This is a genomic window from Kibdelosporangium philippinense (genome assembly GCF_021390435.2).
Taxonomy (GTDB): Bacteria; Actinomycetota; Actinomycetes; order Mycobacteriales; family Pseudonocardiaceae; genus Kibdelosporangium; species Kibdelosporangium philippinense.
Genome location: NZ_JAJVCN010000001.1, coordinates 3,561,422 through 3,578,800 on the forward strand (window position 1 = coordinate 3,561,422; position 17,379 = coordinate 3,578,800).

The 17,379-nt window shown below is 64.7% G+C and carries 20 protein-coding genes; 13 read left to right on the top strand and 7 right to left on the bottom strand.

The genetic code is table 11. From position 1 onward, the window contains the following. Window positions 1-19: 19 nt before the first annotated feature. On the bottom strand, window positions 20-841 hold the full coding sequence (locus tag LWC34_RS16470) for an ABC transporter permease (protein WP_233725937.1): 822 nt from the start codon (window positions 839-841) through the stop codon (window positions 20-22). Further along, entirely contained in the window at window positions 838-1,743 is a 906-nt protein-coding gene (locus tag LWC34_RS16475; protein ID WP_308200052.1) for an ATP-binding cassette domain-containing protein, read from the bottom strand. Before LWC34_RS16475 ends, LWC34_RS16470 begins: the two co-directional genes overlap by 4 nt. A 118-nt stretch (window positions 1,744-1,861) precedes the next feature. Between LWC34_RS16475 and LWC34_RS16480 the strand changes: the two genes are divergently transcribed. After that, window positions 1,862-2,449, top strand: a complete 588-nt coding sequence (locus tag LWC34_RS16480; RefSeq protein WP_233725938.1) for a TetR/AcrR family transcriptional regulator — start codon at window positions 1,862-1,864, stop codon at window positions 2,447-2,449. Window positions 2,450-2,727: 278 nt separating this feature from the next. Here the strand turns inward: LWC34_RS16480 and LWC34_RS16485 are convergent, their stop codons facing one another. Continuing rightward, a complete protein-coding gene (locus LWC34_RS16485; RefSeq protein ID WP_233725939.1) occupies window positions 2,728-3,291 on the bottom strand; it encodes a uracil-DNA glycosylase family protein in 564 nt (187 codons plus the stop codon). After that, window positions 3,288-3,632 carry a DNA polymerase ligase N-terminal domain-containing protein gene (locus tag LWC34_RS16490; RefSeq protein ID WP_233725940.1) on the bottom strand — a complete coding sequence of 115 codons (345 nt, stop codon included), beginning with the start codon at window positions 3,630-3,632 and terminating at the stop codon, window positions 3,288-3,290. The genes LWC34_RS16485 and LWC34_RS16490 overlap by 4 nt, the downstream gene beginning before the upstream one ends. Before the next feature lie 46 nt (window positions 3,633-3,678). Between LWC34_RS16490 and LWC34_RS16495 the strand changes: the two genes are divergently transcribed. Genes LWC34_RS16495 through LWC34_RS16510 form a run of 4 tightly spaced genes read left to right on the top strand, consistent with a single transcriptional unit; the run spans window position 3,679 to window position 8,385 of the window. After that, entirely contained in the window at window positions 3,679-4,098 is a 420-nt protein-coding gene (locus LWC34_RS16495) for a DUF6069 family protein (RefSeq protein WP_233725941.1), read from the top strand. Between the two features lie 18 nt (window positions 4,099-4,116). After that, window positions 4,117-4,929 carry a helix-turn-helix transcriptional regulator gene (locus LWC34_RS16500; protein WP_233725942.1) on the top strand — a complete coding sequence of 271 codons (813 nt, stop codon included), beginning with the start codon at window positions 4,117-4,119 and terminating at the stop codon, window positions 4,927-4,929. Window positions 4,930-4,948: 19 nt separating this feature from the next. After that, a complete protein-coding gene (locus LWC34_RS16505) occupies window positions 4,949-6,628 on the top strand; it encodes an ABC transporter ATP-binding protein (protein WP_233725943.1) in 1,680 nt (559 codons plus the stop codon). Then, window positions 6,625-8,385, top strand: a complete 1,761-nt coding sequence (locus LWC34_RS16510; protein WP_233725944.1) for an ABC transporter ATP-binding protein — start codon at window positions 6,625-6,627, stop codon at window positions 8,383-8,385. Before LWC34_RS16505 ends, LWC34_RS16510 begins: the two co-directional genes overlap by 4 nt. Here LWC34_RS16510 and LWC34_RS16515 read toward each other — a convergent pair. Further along, window positions 8,333-9,073, bottom strand: coding sequence for a class I SAM-dependent DNA methyltransferase (locus tag LWC34_RS16515; RefSeq protein ID WP_233725945.1), 741 nt, complete (start codon window positions 9,071-9,073; stop codon window positions 8,333-8,335). The genes LWC34_RS16510 and LWC34_RS16515 overlap by 53 nt on opposite strands. A gap of 127 nt (window positions 9,074-9,200) precedes the next feature. Here LWC34_RS16515 and LWC34_RS16520 point away from each other — a divergent pair, with 127 nt between their 5' ends. Beyond that, entirely contained in the window at window positions 9,201-10,271 is a 1,071-nt protein-coding gene (locus LWC34_RS16520; RefSeq protein WP_233725946.1) for a hypothetical protein, read from the top strand. A gap of 147 nt (window positions 10,272-10,418) precedes the next feature. Here LWC34_RS16520 and LWC34_RS16525 read toward each other — a convergent pair whose 3' ends face one another. Beyond that, the gene (locus LWC34_RS16525; RefSeq protein WP_233725947.1) at window positions 10,419-10,925 is read right to left on the bottom strand and encodes a hypothetical protein; all 507 of its coding nucleotides are present in this window, start codon (window positions 10,923-10,925) and stop codon (window positions 10,419-10,421) included. Window positions 10,926-10,934: 9 nt separating this feature from the next. Then, on the bottom strand, window positions 10,935-11,522 hold the full coding sequence (locus LWC34_RS16530) for a TetR/AcrR family transcriptional regulator (protein ID WP_372496502.1): 588 nt from the start codon (window positions 11,520-11,522) through the stop codon (window positions 10,935-10,937). A 78-nt stretch (window positions 11,523-11,600) separates the two neighbouring features. Here LWC34_RS16530 and LWC34_RS16535 point away from each other — a divergent pair, with 78 nt between their 5' ends. The 7 genes from LWC34_RS16535 to LWC34_RS16560 all read left to right on the top strand — a co-directional run bounded on the left by LWC34_RS16535 (window position 11,601) and on the right by LWC34_RS16560 (window position 17,113). Further along, the gene (locus LWC34_RS16535; RefSeq protein WP_284051451.1) at window positions 11,601-12,578 is read left to right on the top strand and encodes a cytochrome P450; all 978 of its coding nucleotides are present in this window, start codon (window positions 11,601-11,603) and stop codon (window positions 12,576-12,578) included. Beyond that, window positions 12,530-12,919, top strand: a complete 390-nt coding sequence (locus LWC34_RS56935) for a cytochrome P450 (RefSeq protein WP_284051452.1) — start codon at window positions 12,530-12,532, stop codon at window positions 12,917-12,919. The genes LWC34_RS16535 and LWC34_RS56935 overlap by 49 nt, the downstream gene beginning before the upstream one ends. Further along, window positions 12,916-13,548, top strand: a complete 633-nt coding sequence (locus tag LWC34_RS16540; RefSeq protein ID WP_233725949.1) for an alpha/beta fold hydrolase — start codon at window positions 12,916-12,918, stop codon at window positions 13,546-13,548. Before LWC34_RS56935 ends, LWC34_RS16540 begins: the two co-directional genes overlap by 4 nt. 33 nt (window positions 13,549-13,581) lie before the next feature. Next, the gene (locus LWC34_RS16545; RefSeq protein WP_233725950.1) at window positions 13,582-13,803 is read left to right on the top strand and encodes an alpha/beta fold hydrolase; all 222 of its coding nucleotides are present in this window, start codon (window positions 13,582-13,584) and stop codon (window positions 13,801-13,803) included. Continuing rightward, window positions 13,787-14,632, top strand: a complete 846-nt coding sequence (locus LWC34_RS16550) for an SDR family NAD(P)-dependent oxidoreductase (protein WP_233725951.1) — start codon at window positions 13,787-13,789, stop codon at window positions 14,630-14,632. Before LWC34_RS16545 ends, LWC34_RS16550 begins: the two co-directional genes overlap by 17 nt. Beyond that, complete coding sequence (locus LWC34_RS16555; protein ID WP_233725952.1) at window positions 14,632-16,080, top strand: flavin-containing monooxygenase; 1,449 nt, start codon at window positions 14,632-14,634, stop codon at window positions 16,078-16,080. The genes LWC34_RS16550 and LWC34_RS16555 overlap by 1 nt, the downstream gene beginning before the upstream one ends. 172 nt (window positions 16,081-16,252) lie before the next feature. After that, window positions 16,253-17,113, top strand: coding sequence for an RNA polymerase sigma-70 factor (locus LWC34_RS16560; RefSeq protein ID WP_233725953.1), 861 nt, complete (start codon window positions 16,253-16,255; stop codon window positions 17,111-17,113). Window positions 17,114-17,379 lie beyond the last annotated feature (266 nt).

Below are 17,379 nucleotides of genomic sequence, written 5' to 3' on the forward strand. Positions count from 1 at the left end.
GCCAGGGACGATACCCGGGTCAGCGGCTCATGCGCTGGAACCTGTTCACCGAAAGCGGGAAGAAGACCAGGATCAGCACAACCGGCCAGGCGATGGCCATGAACAACGGGTGTTGTGCGGCCCACGTCTCCCCGCCGACGTCCGGGTTGCCGAACAGCTCGCGAGTCGCCGCCACGGTCGCGGACATCGGATTCCATTCAGCCACGTGACCGAGCCACGAAGGCATCAACGCGGGCGGCACGAACGTGTTGGCGATCATGGCGAACGGCAGGACGAGCAGGAACAGCGCGCTTGTGCTTTCCGGAGTTCGCAGCAACAGTCCAATATAGATACCCAGCCAGATCAACGCGAACCGCAGCAACAACAGTAGCCCGATCGCTGCCATGGTCGCGGCGAAACCACCGTGCGGCCGCCAGCCGACCAGAAGGCCACAAAGGACAAGGACAGCGAGATCGAGCGTGGCCCTGACCATGTCGGCGACACTCCGGCCGCTCACTACGGCCGAGCTGGCCATGGGCATCGAGCGGAAGCGGTCCGTGACGCCACGGGCCGAGTCGATCGCGATAGCGTTGGCCGTGATCACCAGGCCGAACACCATGGTCATCCCGAACAGTCCCGGCAACAGGAACTCCCGGTAGTCACCACCGCCAGGGACCAGCATCGCGCTGCCGAACACGTATCCGAAAAGGACTACCGAAAGGATGGGAAACAGCAGCCCGCCAAGGACTTCCTCGGCCGACCGGATCCAGTGGGTCAGATCGCGCCTGGCCACAGTCAGTCCATCGTGGATGGCCCACCGCAGCTTGGCGCCGATCGTCCTCGGAATAGGTACGGTCGTCATACCAGCTCCTCCTTCCGGCCGGTCAGCCGGACGAACACTTCGTCCAAAGTGGGCTGCCGGATACCTATGTCGCTCACCACGATCGCCTCGGCGTCCAGCCGCCGTACCGCCTCGGTCAACGTCGCCGCGCGGTTCATCGCTGGAGCGCTGATTCGGGCCAATTCCTTGTGCACCACCGGTTGTTCGCCGGTGACAGCGGCCAGAATCGCGGCGGCCCGGCTGACCTCATCCTGTTTGGACAGCGCGACGTCGAGTTGGTCGCCGCCGATCTGGGACTTCAGATCTGTCGGCGTGCCCTCGGCGATCACGGTGCCGCGGTCGATCACCGAGATGATGTCGGCGAGTTGATCGGCCTCGTCCAGATAGTGCGTGGTCAGCAGGACCGTTGTGCCGTTGCTGACCAGTTCGCGGACGCCCTGCCAGACCTCCATCCGGTGCCTCGGGTCCATTCCCGTGGTCGGCTCGTCGAGGAACAGCACCTGTGGCGCCATGATGAAGCTGATCGCCAGATCCAGCCTGCGCCGCATGCCACCGGAGTACGTCTTGGCCTGCCGGTCCGCGGCTCCGGTCAGCCCGAACTGAGCAAGCAGTTCGTCGGCTCGGCGCCGGGCCTGTTTGGCGCCGAGGTGGTACAGCTTGCCGAACAGCTCCAGGTTTCCCCGGCCGGTCAGTACATCGTCGACGGCCGCGTTCTGCCCGGTCAGCCCGATCCGGTAGCGGACCTCCAACGGCTGACGCACCACGTCGAACCCGGCGACCTCGACACGCCCGGCCGTCGGCCGCAGCAACGACGACATGATCCGGACAGCCGTGGACTTGCCCGCGCCATTGGGCCCGAGAAGTCCGCGCACTGTGCCAGGCCGCACCGCGAGATCGACGCCGTTCAGCGCGCGCGCTGCCATACCGTTTGACCAGGCCTTCAGTAAGGATCGATAGCTCCATGACCCCCCTTCCCGCTTACTAAGTATACTATTGAATATACACATCAGAATCTACTTAGCAATGAGTACACTCCCGCGAGTGACAGACGAAGAGGCACGTCCGCGCCGAATGCGCCGCGAGGAACGCCGTGAGCAGATCCTCGACGCGGCCACGCGCGCCTTCGCGACCGAAGGTGGGTTCGCGTCGACCAGCCTTGACGACGTGGCCGCCGAGTCCGGGGTGACGCGGATGATCCTTTACCGGCACTTCGACTCGAAAACCGATCTCTACGAAGCAGTTCTCGAACGCGCGGCCCTTCGAATGCACGCGGCGACCACGGTCGGAGGAGAACTCGGCGAGCACAGCGTGCCCGGCATGCTCAAGTGGGCGTCCGCGGACCCAGCCGGATTCCGCCTGCTTTTCCATTACGCGGCAAAGGAACCCGAGTTCAGCAAGGATTTCACCGAGATACGCCAGGCGATGGTCGCCGCGCTGCTGCCGCACATGGAGGAAACCGCAGTCAGCAAGCCGTGGGCGGCATGGGCGGCGAACCTGGCAACGACAATGGTGATCGAGGCGATCATGGCGTGGCTCGACGCGGGCCGCCCCGACGAGGACCAGGCGGTCGACCGGATCGCGCGCGCACTCGACGGTATCTACCAAGCTGCCACCGAAAACGTTTCGTGAGTGGTTATTAGGGCTCTAGCGTTGATAACCACTCACGAGGTTGAACCAGTCCCGGTGCACGCCGGACGCCGGATACACCGCCCTGCTCGGCGAACGCGTGGGCACTGCGCAAGAACCGTGACGGCACGTACACCAATGCCCGCATCGGCCAGTTCCCTGCCCAGGTCAGCTCGTTCGACCAGGACAAGTTCGGTGAGCTGTACGTAGTCACCGACCGCGCGGGTCAGCTGTTCCGCGTCGGTTTCGAACGCGTCAGCTGATGCGATGAGAGCCCTGGGTCAGCTCAGGGCTCTCTGCACAGCATCCCGCAGCACCGGCAAGACCTCACTGACAAACCAAGGATTCTTTCCCTGCCAACGGAAATTCAGCGGCGACGGGTGCACAAGCGGAATGATCTCGGGTAGATAGTCCTGATAGGACCGGACGGTCTCGGTCAGGCTCGGCTTCAACCGGCCTTTCAGATAAAGCTTCTGCGAGTAGCCACCGATCAGCAAGGTCAACCGGACGTCATTCAGCTCAGCCAGGATCTGTGGATGCCATTGCGGCGCGAAGTCGGCACGCGGCGGCAGATCACCACTCGCGGCCTTGCCGGGATAGTAGAAATCCATGGGCAGGATCGCGAACAGCGACGGATCGTAGAACTGCTCATCGGTCACGCCGAGCCAGTCACGCAGCCGCACGCCACTGGGATCGTCGAACGGAACACCACTATCCTGTGCCCGTTTCCCCGGCGCCTGCCCGATGATCACGATCCGCGCGGCTGCCTCAGCCTGGTAAACCGGCTGACGGCCCGCATTGGCGGCGATGATTTCATCGCGGATGCGCGCAAGCCTTGATGTCACGGTTGTTCCTTGGTTCGACGCAACAGCCAGTCGCTTGACGTGTGGATCAGCGCGTACCGGACCGAGTCCTGCCTGCCGTGCAACGTGAACACCATCCGCCGCTCGTTGCGGTCGTGTTCCTCCCACCAACCGATGTCGGCGATGGACTTGTCGGCATCCTCGTAGGTCAAGTGGTCCATGTCGTGATCAGGGACCGCGACCGCCAGCCTGTTCTCCCCCAGTTTCCGTGGCAGGCCGCGAGGGACGGCCCAGGACCGCAGAACCCCGTTCTCCTCAAGTCTGAGGTCGAAATGCGGCCTCGGCTTCCGATGATCATGCAGGACGAACGCGGGCCGGGTCACCCACCCACTATGAACCATCTTTCGTCGCCGTGCGTAACTTAGCTGCATGACCAAGACGCTCGCTCCCGTCAAGCCGGTGGTAGTGACCGGCTTTCTCATTGCCGCCGCCGTCGTGGCGTGCGCCGTGAACATCGGCATTGCCGCGCTCGCACACGCGGCGGGCGCGTCTGAGGACTTCGGGCCGCTCACCATCGGCGCGTATGTGCCGTACTCGCTGTATGGCTTCGCCGCTGGCGCGATCGGGTGGGCCGTGCTCCGGTGGAAGGCGTCCGATCCAGCGAAGGTGCTGCGTTGGCTGGTGCCGACCGTCCTGGTCCTCTCCTGCATCCCGGACCTCGCGATGTTCTTCAGTGACTTCGAGCCGAACGCCAACGCGGTCGGGATCATCGCACTGCTGCTGATGCACACGGTCGTCGCGGTGTGCGCGGTCCTGGCGTTGGGTAAAGCCCTTCCGGTGACCGCGTAATCGGATACATTCGGGAGTATGGAGGGGAGGCTGCTCGCTGAGCAGGCAGGAGGCTGGGAAGTCGTCCGCGTGCCCGAGCAGGATGGCGTGGAGCTCGTTGGCTACCACGACCGCGCCGGGCACGGGCTGGACATGCGGATCCTGCCTCAGCCAACGCTGACGATCGTGCTGATGCTCGACGGTGAACTGCACGTCGAACACGAGCGTCCGGTCGCGGCGGGGATTGCCAGTGGGCTTGGCGTGAATTCGGTACGCGTGCACGGCCAGGATGTGGCCTGTGTGGACATCCACCTCTCACCTCTCGCGGCCTACTCCATCCTGGATGGCCAGGTCGCTGATCTGGCTGGGACGGTCGTCGGGTTCGAGGATGTCTGGGGTGCGCAAGCCCACCAGCTCAGCACGGCAGTGGCCCGGACCGACCGGTGGGACGAGCGGTTCAGGAAACTGCAGGCAGCGCTGGCCGCGAAGCTGCACACGAACCGGTCCGTCGATCCAGAGATCGCATTCGTCTGGCGGGAGTTGATGGCCAGTGGCGGGCGGCGCCGGATCACCGACCTCGCCGCGGAAACTGGGTGGAGCCGTAAACGCCTGTGGTCAAGGTTCACCGCGCAGATCGGGCTGACTCCCAAGCGGGCAGCCATGATCGTGCGCCTCTCCCCCGCGATCCAGGCCATCGTGGACGGCGAAAAAGCAACCGAAGTCGCGGCGAACCACGGCTATGCCGACCAGTCCCATCTCACCCGTGACCTGAAGGAACTTTCCGGCTACACCCCCGGCGAGTTGTACCGCGACTGGCGAGAGGGAACATTCGTTCAAGACGCCGTGAGGTGACCTGCGCCAGAGTCTCCCCATGTCTAACCCGCTCATTCGTCCTGTCGCAGGGCGCATCCGGTTGGCGTGCGTGCTTGGCGCCCTTGGCGCGTTGGCAGGGCTGGCTCCGTTCATAGGTCTCGTCGAGCTGACGGACGCACTGCTAGCCAAGGACCACAGCCACATACCCACAATCGCAGCGTTGATCATCGGCGGGTTGGTGCTGCGGGGCGCGTTGATGAGCGTGGCATTGAGCATCACGCACGTGGCTGACGTACGGCTGCAGGCAATCCTGCGGCGGCGCATGATCTCGCACCTCGGCCGTGTCCCGCTTGGCTGGTTCGCCAAGAACTCCTCGGGCCGGTTACGGAAGACCGCGATGGGTGACGTCGACGCCTTGCACCAAGTGGTTGCCCATCAAGCGGTTGAGATGACCGCGGCTGCGGTGACACCGCTGGGAGCGCTGGCATACCTCGTCGTCCTGGACTGGCGGCTGGCGTTGCTCGCCATAGCCACCATCCCGCTGTACATAGCCGCTTACGCCTGGATGGAGCGTGGCTCGAACGACGTCATCCGCAAGCTCGACGAGAGCAACGCGCGGCTGAGCGGCGCGGTGGTCGAGTTCATCTCGGGCATCGCGGTCGTCAAGTCGTTTGCCCGCAAGGCACACGCTGCCTACCGCCAGGCTGCGAAGGAGTACACGGACTTCTTCGCCGCGTGGGTCCAGCCGATGACCCGCGTTGAAGCCCTGGCAGGGCTCCTGGTCTCCGCGCCTGTGGTCGGCTTGATCACGGTCGCGGGTGGCGCGTGGTTCGTCAGCCAAGGCTGGGTCAGTCCAGGCGAGGCCGTCGCCGGTGTGCTGCTGGCATGCATCATTCCGGTCGCGATCGAGCCGCTCGGTTTCGCCTCGATGAACCAGCGCGCGGCCAAGGCTGCCGCGCAACGGATCCAAGAGTTACTCGATGTCCCAGCACTACCAGCACCAACATCGCCACAACGTCCCAAGGGCTACGGAGTCGAGTACCGCGCGGTCCGATTCGCCTACGACGGCCACGAAGTTCTGCACGGCGTGAGCTTCACGTGCGAGCCCGGTACGGTCACAGCGTTGGTAGGCCCCTCTGGTTCGGGCAAGTCGACGCTGGCCACACTGCTGCCACGATTCCACGACGTCACCGGGGGCGAGATCCGGATCGGTGGCGTGGACGTCCGGGACATCCAAGACCTCTACCGTCACGTCGGTTTCGTGCTGCAGGACGTGCAACTCCTCAACGGCACCATCCGGGAGAACATCACCTTTGGCCGTCCACAAGAGACAGACGAAGAAGTCGTAAACGCCTGCCGGGCAGCGATGATCCACGACCGGATCACGACACTCCCGCACGGCTACGAATCCGATGCCAACAGACTCTCCGGTGGCGAAGCACAACGGATCAGCATCGCACGAGCACTTCTAGCCGACACACCGATTCTGGTACTCGACGAAGCCACAGCCTTCGCGGATCCCGAGTCGGAAGCGGCAATCCAGGACGCACTCTCAAGCTTGGTCGCCGGGCGCACGGTCCTCGTGATCGCGCACCGGCTGGCCACCATCTCCAACGCCGACCGCATCATCGTGCTCGATCACGGAAAGGTCGTCGAAACCGGCACCCACATCGAACTGCTGGCCGCACATGGCCAGTACACGCGCATGTGGGAAGCACACGAAGGAGTCGCAGCATGATCACCGACCTGCGACTGCTGCTTGGGCCAGGAAAAACACAGATCCTGACCCGCTATGTGGCCTGGACTCTCCTGTACGGCGTGCTCAGCGGCATCGCCGCGGCGCTGCTCGTACCGGTGATCGCGGACCTCGCGTCAGGCGACTGGGACGTCATCGACAACCATCTAGCGGCTCTGGCGATCGTGACCCTAGCCGCAGGCGTCGTGCGATACATCCAGACCGTGCGCGGCTCGAAAGCGGCACTGCAAACGCTGACCTCAACGCACCAACGGCTCGGCGACCACCTGGTAAGCCTGCCGCTTGGCTGGTTCGACGGCGACCGCACTGGACGGCTGACCCGCGTGGCCACCGACGGCACAATCATGATCACCGGAATCTTCGCGCACCTGCTGGCACCGCTGGTAGTCAGCGTCGCCGCGCCCATAACGGTGACGATTGCCCTGTTCTGGTACGACTGGCGCCTCGGCCTCGCCACAGCGCTGTCCATTCCCGTGCTGGCGTTGGCGTTCCGGTTCGCGGCAGCGAGCGTGGCCCGTGGAGACGCACGCAACCATGCCGCCGACGTAGCAGCAGGCGCCAGAGTCATCGAGTTCGGCCAAAAACAGCAAGTACTCCGCGCATTCGGCCGAAGCGGCTACGAGCCTCTAGAACAAACCATCGAGCAGCAGCGTCGAATCCGCCGTCGCACGATCAGCCAAGCGGTAGTTGGCCTGAGTGTAAGTGGACTCGCGGTACAACTCGCGGTAACCGTGCTGATGTTGGTCGGAGTATGGCTCGCACTCGACGGATCCCTCGCACCCACGACCGCGGTCGCACTCATCGCACTCTCGTTCCGCTTCGCAGGTCCCCTCGCCGACGTCAGTGAATACGCAGGCGCGATCCGGCTCGCAGGCAACGACCTGCGCCGCTTGACTGACGTACTACGAGAAAAGGGAATGCCGGAGCCAAAGGTGTCCGCGCCACTCACCCACCCAGGCCAGGTCGAACTCGATCACGTGACCTTCGGCTATCAAACCCCTGTCCTACGCGACTTCTCGCTGACAATCCCAGCAGGGTCGGTGACGGCACTGGTCGGCCCATCAGGTGCTGGCAAGACAACCGTGATCCGGCTCATCAGCCGGTTCTGGGACACCCAACAAGGAGCGGTACGAGTCGGCGGTGTCGACGTACGCGACCTGCGCACCGACGACCTGACCAGCCAAATCGCCCTGGTGTTCCAAGACGTCTACCTGTTCGACGACACTTTGGCGGCCAACATCCGGCTCGGCCGCCCGGAAGCCACCGACGCGGAACTCGCCGAAGCCGCCAGGCTTGCCGGAGTGGACGAGATCGTCACAAGGCTCCCGCACGGCTGGGACACCCAAATCGGCGAAGGCGGAGCGGCCCTGTCCGGCGGCGAACGGCAACGCGTATCGATCGCACGCGCCCTGCTCAAGCGGGCGCCAATAGTCCTGTTGGACGAAGCGACCGCCGCGCTTGACCCAGAAACCGAGCGCTACCTGCAGCGTTCCATCCGCCAACTCGCCAAGCACAGTACCGTGCTGCTCATCGCACACCGATTGACCAACGTCGTCGACGCCGACCAGATCGCGGTCGTCAACCAAGGCCATGTGGTCGAGGTCGGCACACACGAATCCCTCATCGCCGCCGATGGTGCTTACGCGAGGCTGTGGCGCGCGAAGTCAACTGGCCAAGGATGGCGCCTTAGTCCAGGGGCTTCTCGTACACAGACACGTGCTTGGTGCTCTCGTGCGTGAAGACGTGCCGAGTCCAGCCTCCCCAGCGGTTCCACAGCCGCAGGCCCGCGAGCTGGGCCATCAGGTCCAGTTCCGAGGGCCAGACGTACCGGAACGGGATCGACTGGGACTCGCCGCGGCCGTTGTTGACCTCGACGTAGTTCGAGGTCATCGACTGGGTGGCGAAGTCGTACACGTCGAATGCCCACTGGGTCGGGCTCGCGTACAAGGGCACGATCTTGTGACCTGCCGGGAGCTTGCGGACCTCGGGGATCTCGACCTCGACCACGAACCGGCCGCCGGGCGCGAGGTGGTCGGCGACGTTGCGGAAGCACGCCACCTGCGCCTCCTGGCTGGTCAGGTTGGTTATCGTGTTGAACACGCTGTAGACCAGCGAAAACGTGTCAGGGATGCGGGTGGTGGCGAAGTCGCCGATGGTCACGTCGATCGCCTGGCCGCCGGGTTTGGCGTGCAGCCTGGCCACCATCGCCCGCGACAAGTCGATCCCGCGCACCTTGACCCCGCGCTGCGCGAGCGGAAGCGCGATCCGGCCGGTCCCGATGCCCAGCTCCAGCACCGATCCACCGGCGGCGAGATCCGCGAGGACGTCGACGGCGGTGTCGACAATGCCTGGCAGGAACATGTCCGACGACGCGTCATCCCACCGCCGCGCCACACCCTCACCGAAATACCCGTCTTCACCAATCACACCGGAACACTATCGGTTCGTCCAGAAAGGACGAATCAACGGCCCTCACCCAATCGGCTGATATGCGCTAGCCGGTGGCTGGGACATCTCGTGGACACGGCGGTCAATGACCGCTATACCGGGTGGCATGAGCCGGATCGTTGCGATGAAGGCGTATGGCTACGACTGGAGCAACATCCACGGCCTGACCATGGCGCAAGCGGCGAGCACGATGGCCGGCCATGGCGTGGACTGGGCGCTCATCCAGAACCAGATCGACCCGTTGCCGGGCAGTGCCGTCGACCAGCGACCACCCGAGGGCGCGTACAGCGACAAAGGGTTCCGGGAGGCGTTGGGCGAACGCGGGATCGTGGTCTACGAGTCCACCTCGGTGTTCTTCGATCCCGAGTCCTTCGCCGCCGACCCTTCGCTGCGGCCGATCGACCAGCATGGCCGGGTGTTCGAACCATCGGGTTGGTACGTCGGAGTATGCCCGTCGGACCGGAAGTACCTGGCCCGCAAGGCCGAGCGGATCTCGGAAGTCGTCGAGAAGTTACGGCCGGACGGCATGTTCCTGTCGTTCATCCGGTTCCCGGGGTTCTGGGAGCTGTGGATGCCCGAGACAGTCCGGGAAGACATCGCCGAATACTGCTTCTGCGATCGATGCCTCGACCGGTTCGAAGAGGAAACCGGGCATTCGGATCGGCGCCCGCAGGTCCTGCTCGGTGAATTGCGCCCGGCATGGACAGCGTGGAAATGCGGCGTGATCGCCGAGGCCGCGGCCGTGTTACGTGCCGCGGCCGGCGAGACCACCGTGCTGCTCAACGGATTCGGCCTGGGCACGGACGACTTCGGCAACGCGGTCGAAGAGCTTCTGGCGCAACGGTTCGGGGACCTGGACGCGTCGGTCGACCACTACGAGCTGATGTTCTACTACCAGATCCAGCGCCGGGATCCAGCCACCTGGATCCCGCGCCGGATCGCGGACGCCCGTGCCAAGACAGACCGCACGCTGCTGGCATGTTTGCAGGCTGGCGCGGAGTATCTCGAGCCCGAGTACGCCTCAGGCAACCGAAAGCGCGAGATCACCGACGCGGACTGGGTTGCCGCGCTGCGGGCTTCGGCTGACGCGGACGGCGTCGCGGTGTACTCGTGGCGCGATCTACTGGCCAACCCCACGAGGGTGGCCGCGTTGCTGGACTACAAGAACGGTTTCTAGTTGTACTGCCCCGAGAGGTTAGGAACGCGGCTGGCGGGTGGCCTGCGAGTGCGGTGTGGCCGCGGTGGTGAGCGTTGGATGGTGCCGTTGGCGAAAACCGGAAGCTCAGCATTTGCCCAGTTCAGGACTCGTGAGTGGTTATGCGTGTTAGAACTCGCGTAACCACTCACGAGTTCTTTGTGGCAGGGAACCGTAGATCATCGTGCCCGCGGGTGCCGGATCCTCCGCACGCGCGACGCGGACGACGGCGTCTTCATACCCCGCACGGAAAACCACCGACCATGCGTTGGCGACGTACGTCGAATCAACCGGGCCGTAGTCCGCGCGGCACGGGCTGCCCGCGCTCGAACAGGTCGGCCGCTTTGTTGGCAGGGGCGGAAACAACGACTCCACCGCTGGGGCCTTCGCGACGACTTCCGCTCGTTCCTGCGCAGTCAGCTGTGTCCTGCGCGCGGAGTCCAAGGCTTGCCGTTCACACGAATCGTCCGACCCCGAAACGGCTATACAGGCGTGCGCGCTTCCCCCAGCGTGAAGCACCGTGGATGAGGGCGGCGCGGCCGTCGGTTCAGGACTGTCCAAGGGTCTCAGGACTAGCGCCGCGCCCACGACCGCCGCCACCACGGCAAGTGCGATCAGCAGCCGTGGCAGGTTCATTCCGGCACTTTAGCGGGGCCCGAGCAGGGCAAGTGTCGAATTCACCGCGACTTCCGAGATGTCCGACGGGCGACCGCCGTCCTCCACGGTTGTCGCGATCAGCTCGCGCAACCCGCCGAGCAGGATGATCGCCTCCTGCCTGGACACCTGGCGGACGCCCGCCGCACGCAACTCGTCCGTACTGGCCAGCGTCTGCACCATCTCGATGAACGCGTCCATCATCTGCCGCTGCAACTGGCGGGCAGCCGCGCCCAGTGATGGCAGGTCACGGATCCAGCTGACCATGATCGCCGGGGTGGATTCCGCACACCCGATCCACGCCTCGATGGCCTGCCGGATCTGGGTCTGCCATGGCGCTTTCGGATCGACGGCGGCGGCAATGTACCGGATCATCTCGGCGTTCGACTCGGTCAGCAGCGCCGCGAAACACTCCTGCTTGCTGGCGAAGTGCTCGTAGAAGGTCCGCCGCGAAGTGCGGGCGCGGCGCACGATGTCGGCGACTGTCGTGGCGCGATAGCCATCCTCGACTATCGCGGCGGCAAGGCCGTCGAGCAGGCGTTGCCGGAAGCTGGCTTCAACAGTCGTCACGGCTACCACGATATCCCTTGAAACCGGATGGTACGACCGCGTACCGTCGAGATGGTACGGTTACGTACCACGGCGGGAAGGAAACCGATGACGCTCCCTCCAGGCCCAAGGGCGCCCCGCATCGTCCAGGGCATCTACGCCCTGACCCGGCCGCAGCGCGGGATGCGACTGATGCGCGAGCGATATGGCGACGCCTTCGCCATCAACGTGCCGATCTTCGGGCGGGCCGTGGTGATCAGCGATCCCGGCCAGATCAAACAGGTCTTCACCACCAGTACCGACATCCTCGACAACGCCGACCGCGACCTCGGCAGGGTGCTCGGCAAGGGTTCGATGTTCGCGCTACGCGGCGAGAACCACCAGAAGCAGCGAAAACTGCTGGTCCCGCCGTTCCATGGCCGCCGCCTCGCGGCATACGAGAAGATCATCGAGGACGAGACGATCCGCGAACTGGCCACCTGGCCGCAAGACCAGCCGTTCCCGGTGCAGCCGTCGATGATGCGGATCACCCTGAACGCCATCCTGCGCGCGGTGTTCGGCGCGGAAGGCGCGGAGTTCGACGAGTTGCGCGACCTGCTGCCAAGGTTCGTCGAACTGGGTTCCCGATTCGCGGTCTTGCCGATCCCGCAGGGCACATGGGGGCCGTGGCGGAAGTTCTGGGCGATGCGCCGCGAGTACGACGCGATCGTCGAACGGCTGATCGCCAAAGCCGATGACCTCGATGAACGCGACGACGTCCTCGCCATGCTGCTGCAAAGCCGGTACGACGACGGCTCGTCCATGCGTCACAGCGACATCGCCGATCAACTGCTGACGCTTCTGACCGCCGGGCACGAGACCACGGCGACGACGCTGGCGTGGGCGGTCGAGCGCGTTCGCCGTCACCCCAAGATCTTGAACGACCTCGTCGCGGAGGTGGACGCGGGCGAGAAGACCTTGCGTGAGGCGACGATTCTCGAGGTTCAGCGGATCCGGCCGGTGATCGACCTGGTTATCCGCCAGATCAGGCCGACAGTATGGACCTGGGCCCGTGGACGCTGCCCAAGGGCTACACGATCATCGTGAGCATCTCGTTGATCCACTCGAACCCGGACGTGTTCCCGAACCCGCGTACGTTCGACCCGAACCGCTTCCTGAACGCGAAACCCGACTTCTCCCAATGGATTCCGTTCGGCGGCGGGACCAGGCGCTGTCTCGGCGCGACGTTCGCGAACATGGAGATGAACGTCGTCCTGCGCACGATGCTGCGTGAGTTCACCTTGCTGCCCACGACGGAACCAGGCGAGCGGTGGCACTCGCGCGGCGTCGCGAACGCTCCGCAGCAGGGCGGTGTGGCGATCGTGCGCCGCCGTGCCCGATCAACCCAATCCCCCATCGAGACGAGCACAGCGGGAGCCCAATCGTGACCACAGTGGAGGTTGGGCGCGGCATTTCCCTTGCCTACGACCAATTCGGGGACGAAGGCGCCGAGCCATTGGTGCTCGTGGCCGGACTCGGCCAGCAGTTACACAGCTGGCCGACGGCGTTCTGCTCGCAGCTCGCTGATCGCGGATACCGTGTCACACGATTCGACAACCGAGACGTGGGCAAGTCGACTCACATGCGGTTCCGGCCATCCACTCCCATTGCGACCGTGCTGGGCCGCTTGCCCGCACAGCAATACGACCTCACCGACATGGCCACCGACACCGTCGGCCTGCTCGACGCCCTGGGTTACGAATCCGCCCACCTTGTCGGCGTGTCCATCGGCGGCATGATCGCGCAGACCGCGGCCGCACTGAACCCGGAACGCGTACGGACCCTTGTCTCGATCATGTCCACGACCGGCGCGCGCCGGGTCGGCAGGCCCGCGCTGTCCACGTGGCTGCTCATGGCGGGCAAACCCGGGCGAACACGCGAGGAAGCCGCCGACCGAGCGGTCCGGATGTTCCGGCACATCAAGTCGCACGGCTTTCCGTTCGACGAAGCGTGGGTACGTGAGCGTGCCGGTGAATCCTGGGATCGTGATCCTTCTCCCAGCGGGGTCGCCAGATAGCTCGCCGCGATCTTCCGGTCGGGTGACCGAACCGTGCTGCTGCGCCGGATCACCGCGTCCACGCTGGTTATCCACGGTGACCGCGACCGGATGGTCGCTCCGACCGGCGGCGCCGCGACGGCCAGGGCCATCCCGTGCGCACGGCTGGAAACCATCAAAGGTCTCGGCCATGACTTGCCAACAGGGGCGTGGCCAGTGTTGCTTGATCTCATCGACCAACACGCGGCTCGGAGGACTGATGCGTCGACTTCCTAGGCTCACCGGCAGGCCAGTGATGATCACCGGCGCCGCATCGGGTATCGGCCGCAGCCTCGCCCAGCGGCTGTCCGGGCTGGGTTCGCCGGTCGCGATCGCGGACGTGAACGAGACCGAGCTGGAGAAAACCGCGGCCTCGCTGTCCGGCCAGGTGCTCACGCGTGTCCTGGACGTCAGCGACGCCGCCGATCAACTGCGGTTCGCCGACGAGGTACGCGAGTGGCTGCCCGCTCCCCTGGCCGCGGTGTTCAACAACGCTGGTGTGTCCACGTCTTCGAGCGTCATCGACCCGGACATCGAGGCCGACGAGTGGCTGCACAACATCAACTTCCACGGGGTCGTGCACGGCACTCGTGCCTTCCTGCCGATTCTGGTCGCGCAGGACGAAGGCGTCATCGTGAACACCTCGAGTGTGTACGGGTTGGTCGGTATGCCCAATCAGAGTGCGTACTGTGCCGCGAAGTTCGCCGTGCGTGGCTTCACCGACTCGTTGCGCCAGGAGTTGCGCGGCACCGGAGTGAGCGCGGTGAACATCCACCCGGGCGGCATCGACACCAACATCGTCCGCAATGGACGGTACCGCAAGGACCCCGAAGGCCGTGGCCGCGCCAAGGACGACCTCGCCGAGCAGTTCAAGGCGATGGCGATGACCTCGCCGGACAAAGCGGCGGAGATCATCCACCGAGGTGTCGAAGGCGGCAAGGCACGAATCCTGATCGGCGCGGACGCCTATGTGTTCGACACGCTCGCCCGGGTCACGCCGACACGGTACTACTCCGTCATGGACGCATTCCTGTCCCGGGTACGCAAGAACCAGGAGCCCACGTGATGACCGAGCATGTCGACGTGTTGATCGTCGGTGCCGGATTGTCCGGTATCGGTGCGGCACACCACATCCAGTCGGCGTTCCCGCGCCGGACGTACGCGATCCTGGAAGCCCGCGAAGCCATCGGCGGAACGTGGGACCTGTTCCGGTATCCCGGGATCCGCTCGGACTCCGACATGCACACCCTCGGCTACCGATTCCGTCCGTGGACAGCGGACAAGTCCATCGCGGACGGTTCAACGATCCTCACGTACATCAAACAGACAGCGGCTGAAGCCGGAATCGACCGGCACATCCGCTTCGGCCACAAGGTAATCCAAGCCTCATGGTCCACAGCAGAGTCATTGTGGACAGTGGAAGCCTCGCATGACGGCAAGCCGGTCCGGCTGACTGCGTCATTCCTGTACCTGTGCACGGGCTACTACCACTACGACGCCGGACACACCCCGGACTTCCCAGGAATCTCACAGTTCAAGGGAACTGTGGTCCACCCACAGCACTGGCCAGCCGACCTTGACTACAAGGGCAAGAAGGTGGTCGTGATCGGCAGTGGCGCGACCGCCGTGACACTGGTGCCCGCGATGGCCTCCGACGCCGCCCATGTGACAATGGTTCAGCGCTCCCCCACGTACATCACTGCATTGCCGGGCAGGGACAAGCTCGCGCTGCGGCTGCGCAAGTTGCTCGGCAATCGCCGCGCCTATTCGGTCACGCGGTGGAAGAACGTCACGCTCACGACCCTGTTCTATCAGCTCAGCCGTCGCCGCCCTGGCATCGTGAAGTCGTTGCTGCGCAAAGCGGCCATCAAGCAGCTGCCGCCGGGTTTCGACATCGACACCCACCTCACGCCGTCCTACCAGCCTTGGGACCAGCGCCTGTGCGTCGCTCCGGACGGTGACATCTTCCGCTCGATCCGCCGTGGCCAGGCCTCGATCGTGACGGGTCACATCCGGGAGTTCACGCCGACCGGGCTACGCCTCGAATCCGGCTCCACAGTGGACGCCGACATCGTGGTGACCGCCACCGGCCTGCGCCTGCTCGCGATGGGCGGTATGCGACTGGTCGTCGACGGCAACGACGTGAAGCTACCGAAGACCATGGCTTACAAGGGAATGATGCTCAGCGGCGTGCCGAATCTCGCGTTCACGGTCGGCTACACGAACGCCTCGTGGACCCTCAAGGCCGACTTGGTCAGCGAATACGTGGTCCGCCTGCTGAAGCATATGGACGCCAACGGTTACGTTCGCTGCGTGCCGACCAATGACGACCCGACCGTGACCGAGCAGCCACTTCTGGACTTCCAGGCCGGGTACGTCCTTCGCTCGATCCACGAATTCCCGAAATCCGGATCCCGGGCACCATGGCAACTGGGGATGAGTTACGCCCACGACGTCGTCAACCTCCGGTACGGCAAAGTCGACGACGGCGCGATGCGATTCGCCAGAACCTGACCTCAATACGGGTACACCCAGGTTCCGCCGGAATACTGGCCGGATACACCACGTGCCACGTCAAGTCGCGTCCGGGCCAAGCACCGGCCCAACTAATCCGTATCGGGTGATAGTGGCGTAAGTCAAGGTCCGCCGGACCGCCCATCGGCAGACCTGTGTTTACAGTGGGGACGTGAGCACCCTTGCCTTGGAGTTGTTCTCGGAAGTACGCCCACGGCTGTTCGGGATCGCGTACCGCATGCTCGGTAGCGCGGTCGACGCCGAAGACCTGCTGCAAGAAGTCTGGTTGCGTTGGCAGAACTACGACCACGCCGAGGTGAAGAACCCCGCTGCCTTCCTGGCGACGGTCACCACTCGGCTGGCGATCAACGCTGGGCAGACCGCGCGTGCGCGGCACGAAACTTACGTCGGGCCGTGGCTGCCCGAGCCGGTCGACACCTCGTCGGACCCGCAGCTGGGCGCCGAGCGGGATGCGGCGCTGGAGATCGCCGTGCTGGTCCTGCTGGAAAAGCTCACGCCTACCGAGCGGGCTGCCTACGTCCTGCGGGAGGCGTTTGACTATCCGTATCCGCAGATCGCGGAGATTATCCAGGTCAGCGAGGCCTCGGCGCGTCAGCTGGTCAGCCGGGCGCGTAAGCATCTGGCCGCCGAGCGTCGGACGCCGGTGACCCCTGAGGAACAGCGCAGGCTGCTGACCGCGTTCATCGCGGCCGCGAAGAACGGGGACATGGCTGAGCTGGAGAAATTGCTTGCCGCGGATGTCGTGAGCTACGCGGACAGCAATGGCGCGGTCCGGATGGCGTCCAAGGTTCCGCTGTTCGGCCTGCCGGTTGTCGCGAAGGTCATCGTGGCGTACGCGCACTCGTTCTGGGAGGGCGTGGACGTCACGTTCACCGAGGTCAACGGGCTGCCCGCAGCCGTTCTGCGCAAGGACGGGCAGCCGTATGGCGTGGTCAGCATCTCGACCTCGGAAAACGGCATCGACCAGGTGCTGTGGCTGATGAACCCGGAAAAATTGGCGCAGTTTCGCTGAGGGTGTCCCAGAAGGCTGTCACAGTTCGGTCGTTGGCCCTGTCTTAGTGGTTGCGATCGGAAGTTCGTTGGGGGTATCCGGCGGATCCAGGTTTTCGCTGAGTGTGCCGGGCAAAGGGGCCGGTACCGGTGTTGTACCGGCGCCTTTGGCCGGTGCTGCCCAGAGGAAAATCTGGCTAGGAGGCCGCTGAATTAGGGTGGTTTGCGGGTTGGTTGTCACCGAGTGATGGCAGGCGAGGACCTGGGCCTTGCTGATTCATGGGCGAT

Coding starts and splice junctions, on each gene's coding strand:
- LWC34_RS16555 (WP_233725952.1), top strand. CDS start 14,632: ATGACCGAGCATGTCGACGTGTTGATCGTCGGTGCCGGATTGTCCGGT.
- LWC34_RS16550 (WP_233725951.1), top strand. CDS start 13,787: ATGCGTCGACTTCCTAGGCTCACCGGCAGGCCAGTGATGATCACCGGC.
- LWC34_RS16510 (WP_233725944.1), top strand. CDS start 6,625: ATGATCACCGACCTGCGACTGCTGCTTGGGCCAGGAAAAACACAGATC.
- LWC34_RS16495 (WP_233725941.1), top strand. CDS start 3,679: ATGACCAAGACGCTCGCTCCCGTCAAGCCGGTGGTAGTGACCGGCTTT.
- LWC34_RS56935 (WP_284051452.1), top strand. CDS start 12,530: ATGGACCTGGGCCCGTGGACGCTGCCCAAGGGCTACACGATCATCGTG.
- LWC34_RS16505 (WP_233725943.1), top strand. CDS start 4,949: ATGTCTAACCCGCTCATTCGTCCTGTCGCAGGGCGCATCCGGTTGGCG.
- LWC34_RS16470 (WP_233725937.1), bottom strand. CDS start 841: ATGACGACCGTACCTATTCCGAGGACGATCGGCGCCAAGCTGCGGTGG.
- LWC34_RS16535 (WP_284051451.1), top strand. CDS start 11,601: ATGACGCTCCCTCCAGGCCCAAGGGCGCCCCGCATCGTCCAGGGCATC.
- LWC34_RS16500 (WP_233725942.1), top strand. CDS start 4,117: ATGGAGGGGAGGCTGCTCGCTGAGCAGGCAGGAGGCTGGGAAGTCGTC.
- LWC34_RS16525 (WP_233725947.1), bottom strand. CDS start 10,925: ATGAACCTGCCACGGCTGCTGATCGCACTTGCCGTGGTGGCGGCGGTC.
- LWC34_RS16520 (WP_233725946.1), top strand. CDS start 9,201: ATGAGCCGGATCGTTGCGATGAAGGCGTATGGCTACGACTGGAGCAAC.
- LWC34_RS16475 (WP_308200052.1), bottom strand. CDS start 1,743: ATGGCAGCGCGCGCGCTGAACGGCGTCGATCTCGCGGTGCGGCCTGGC.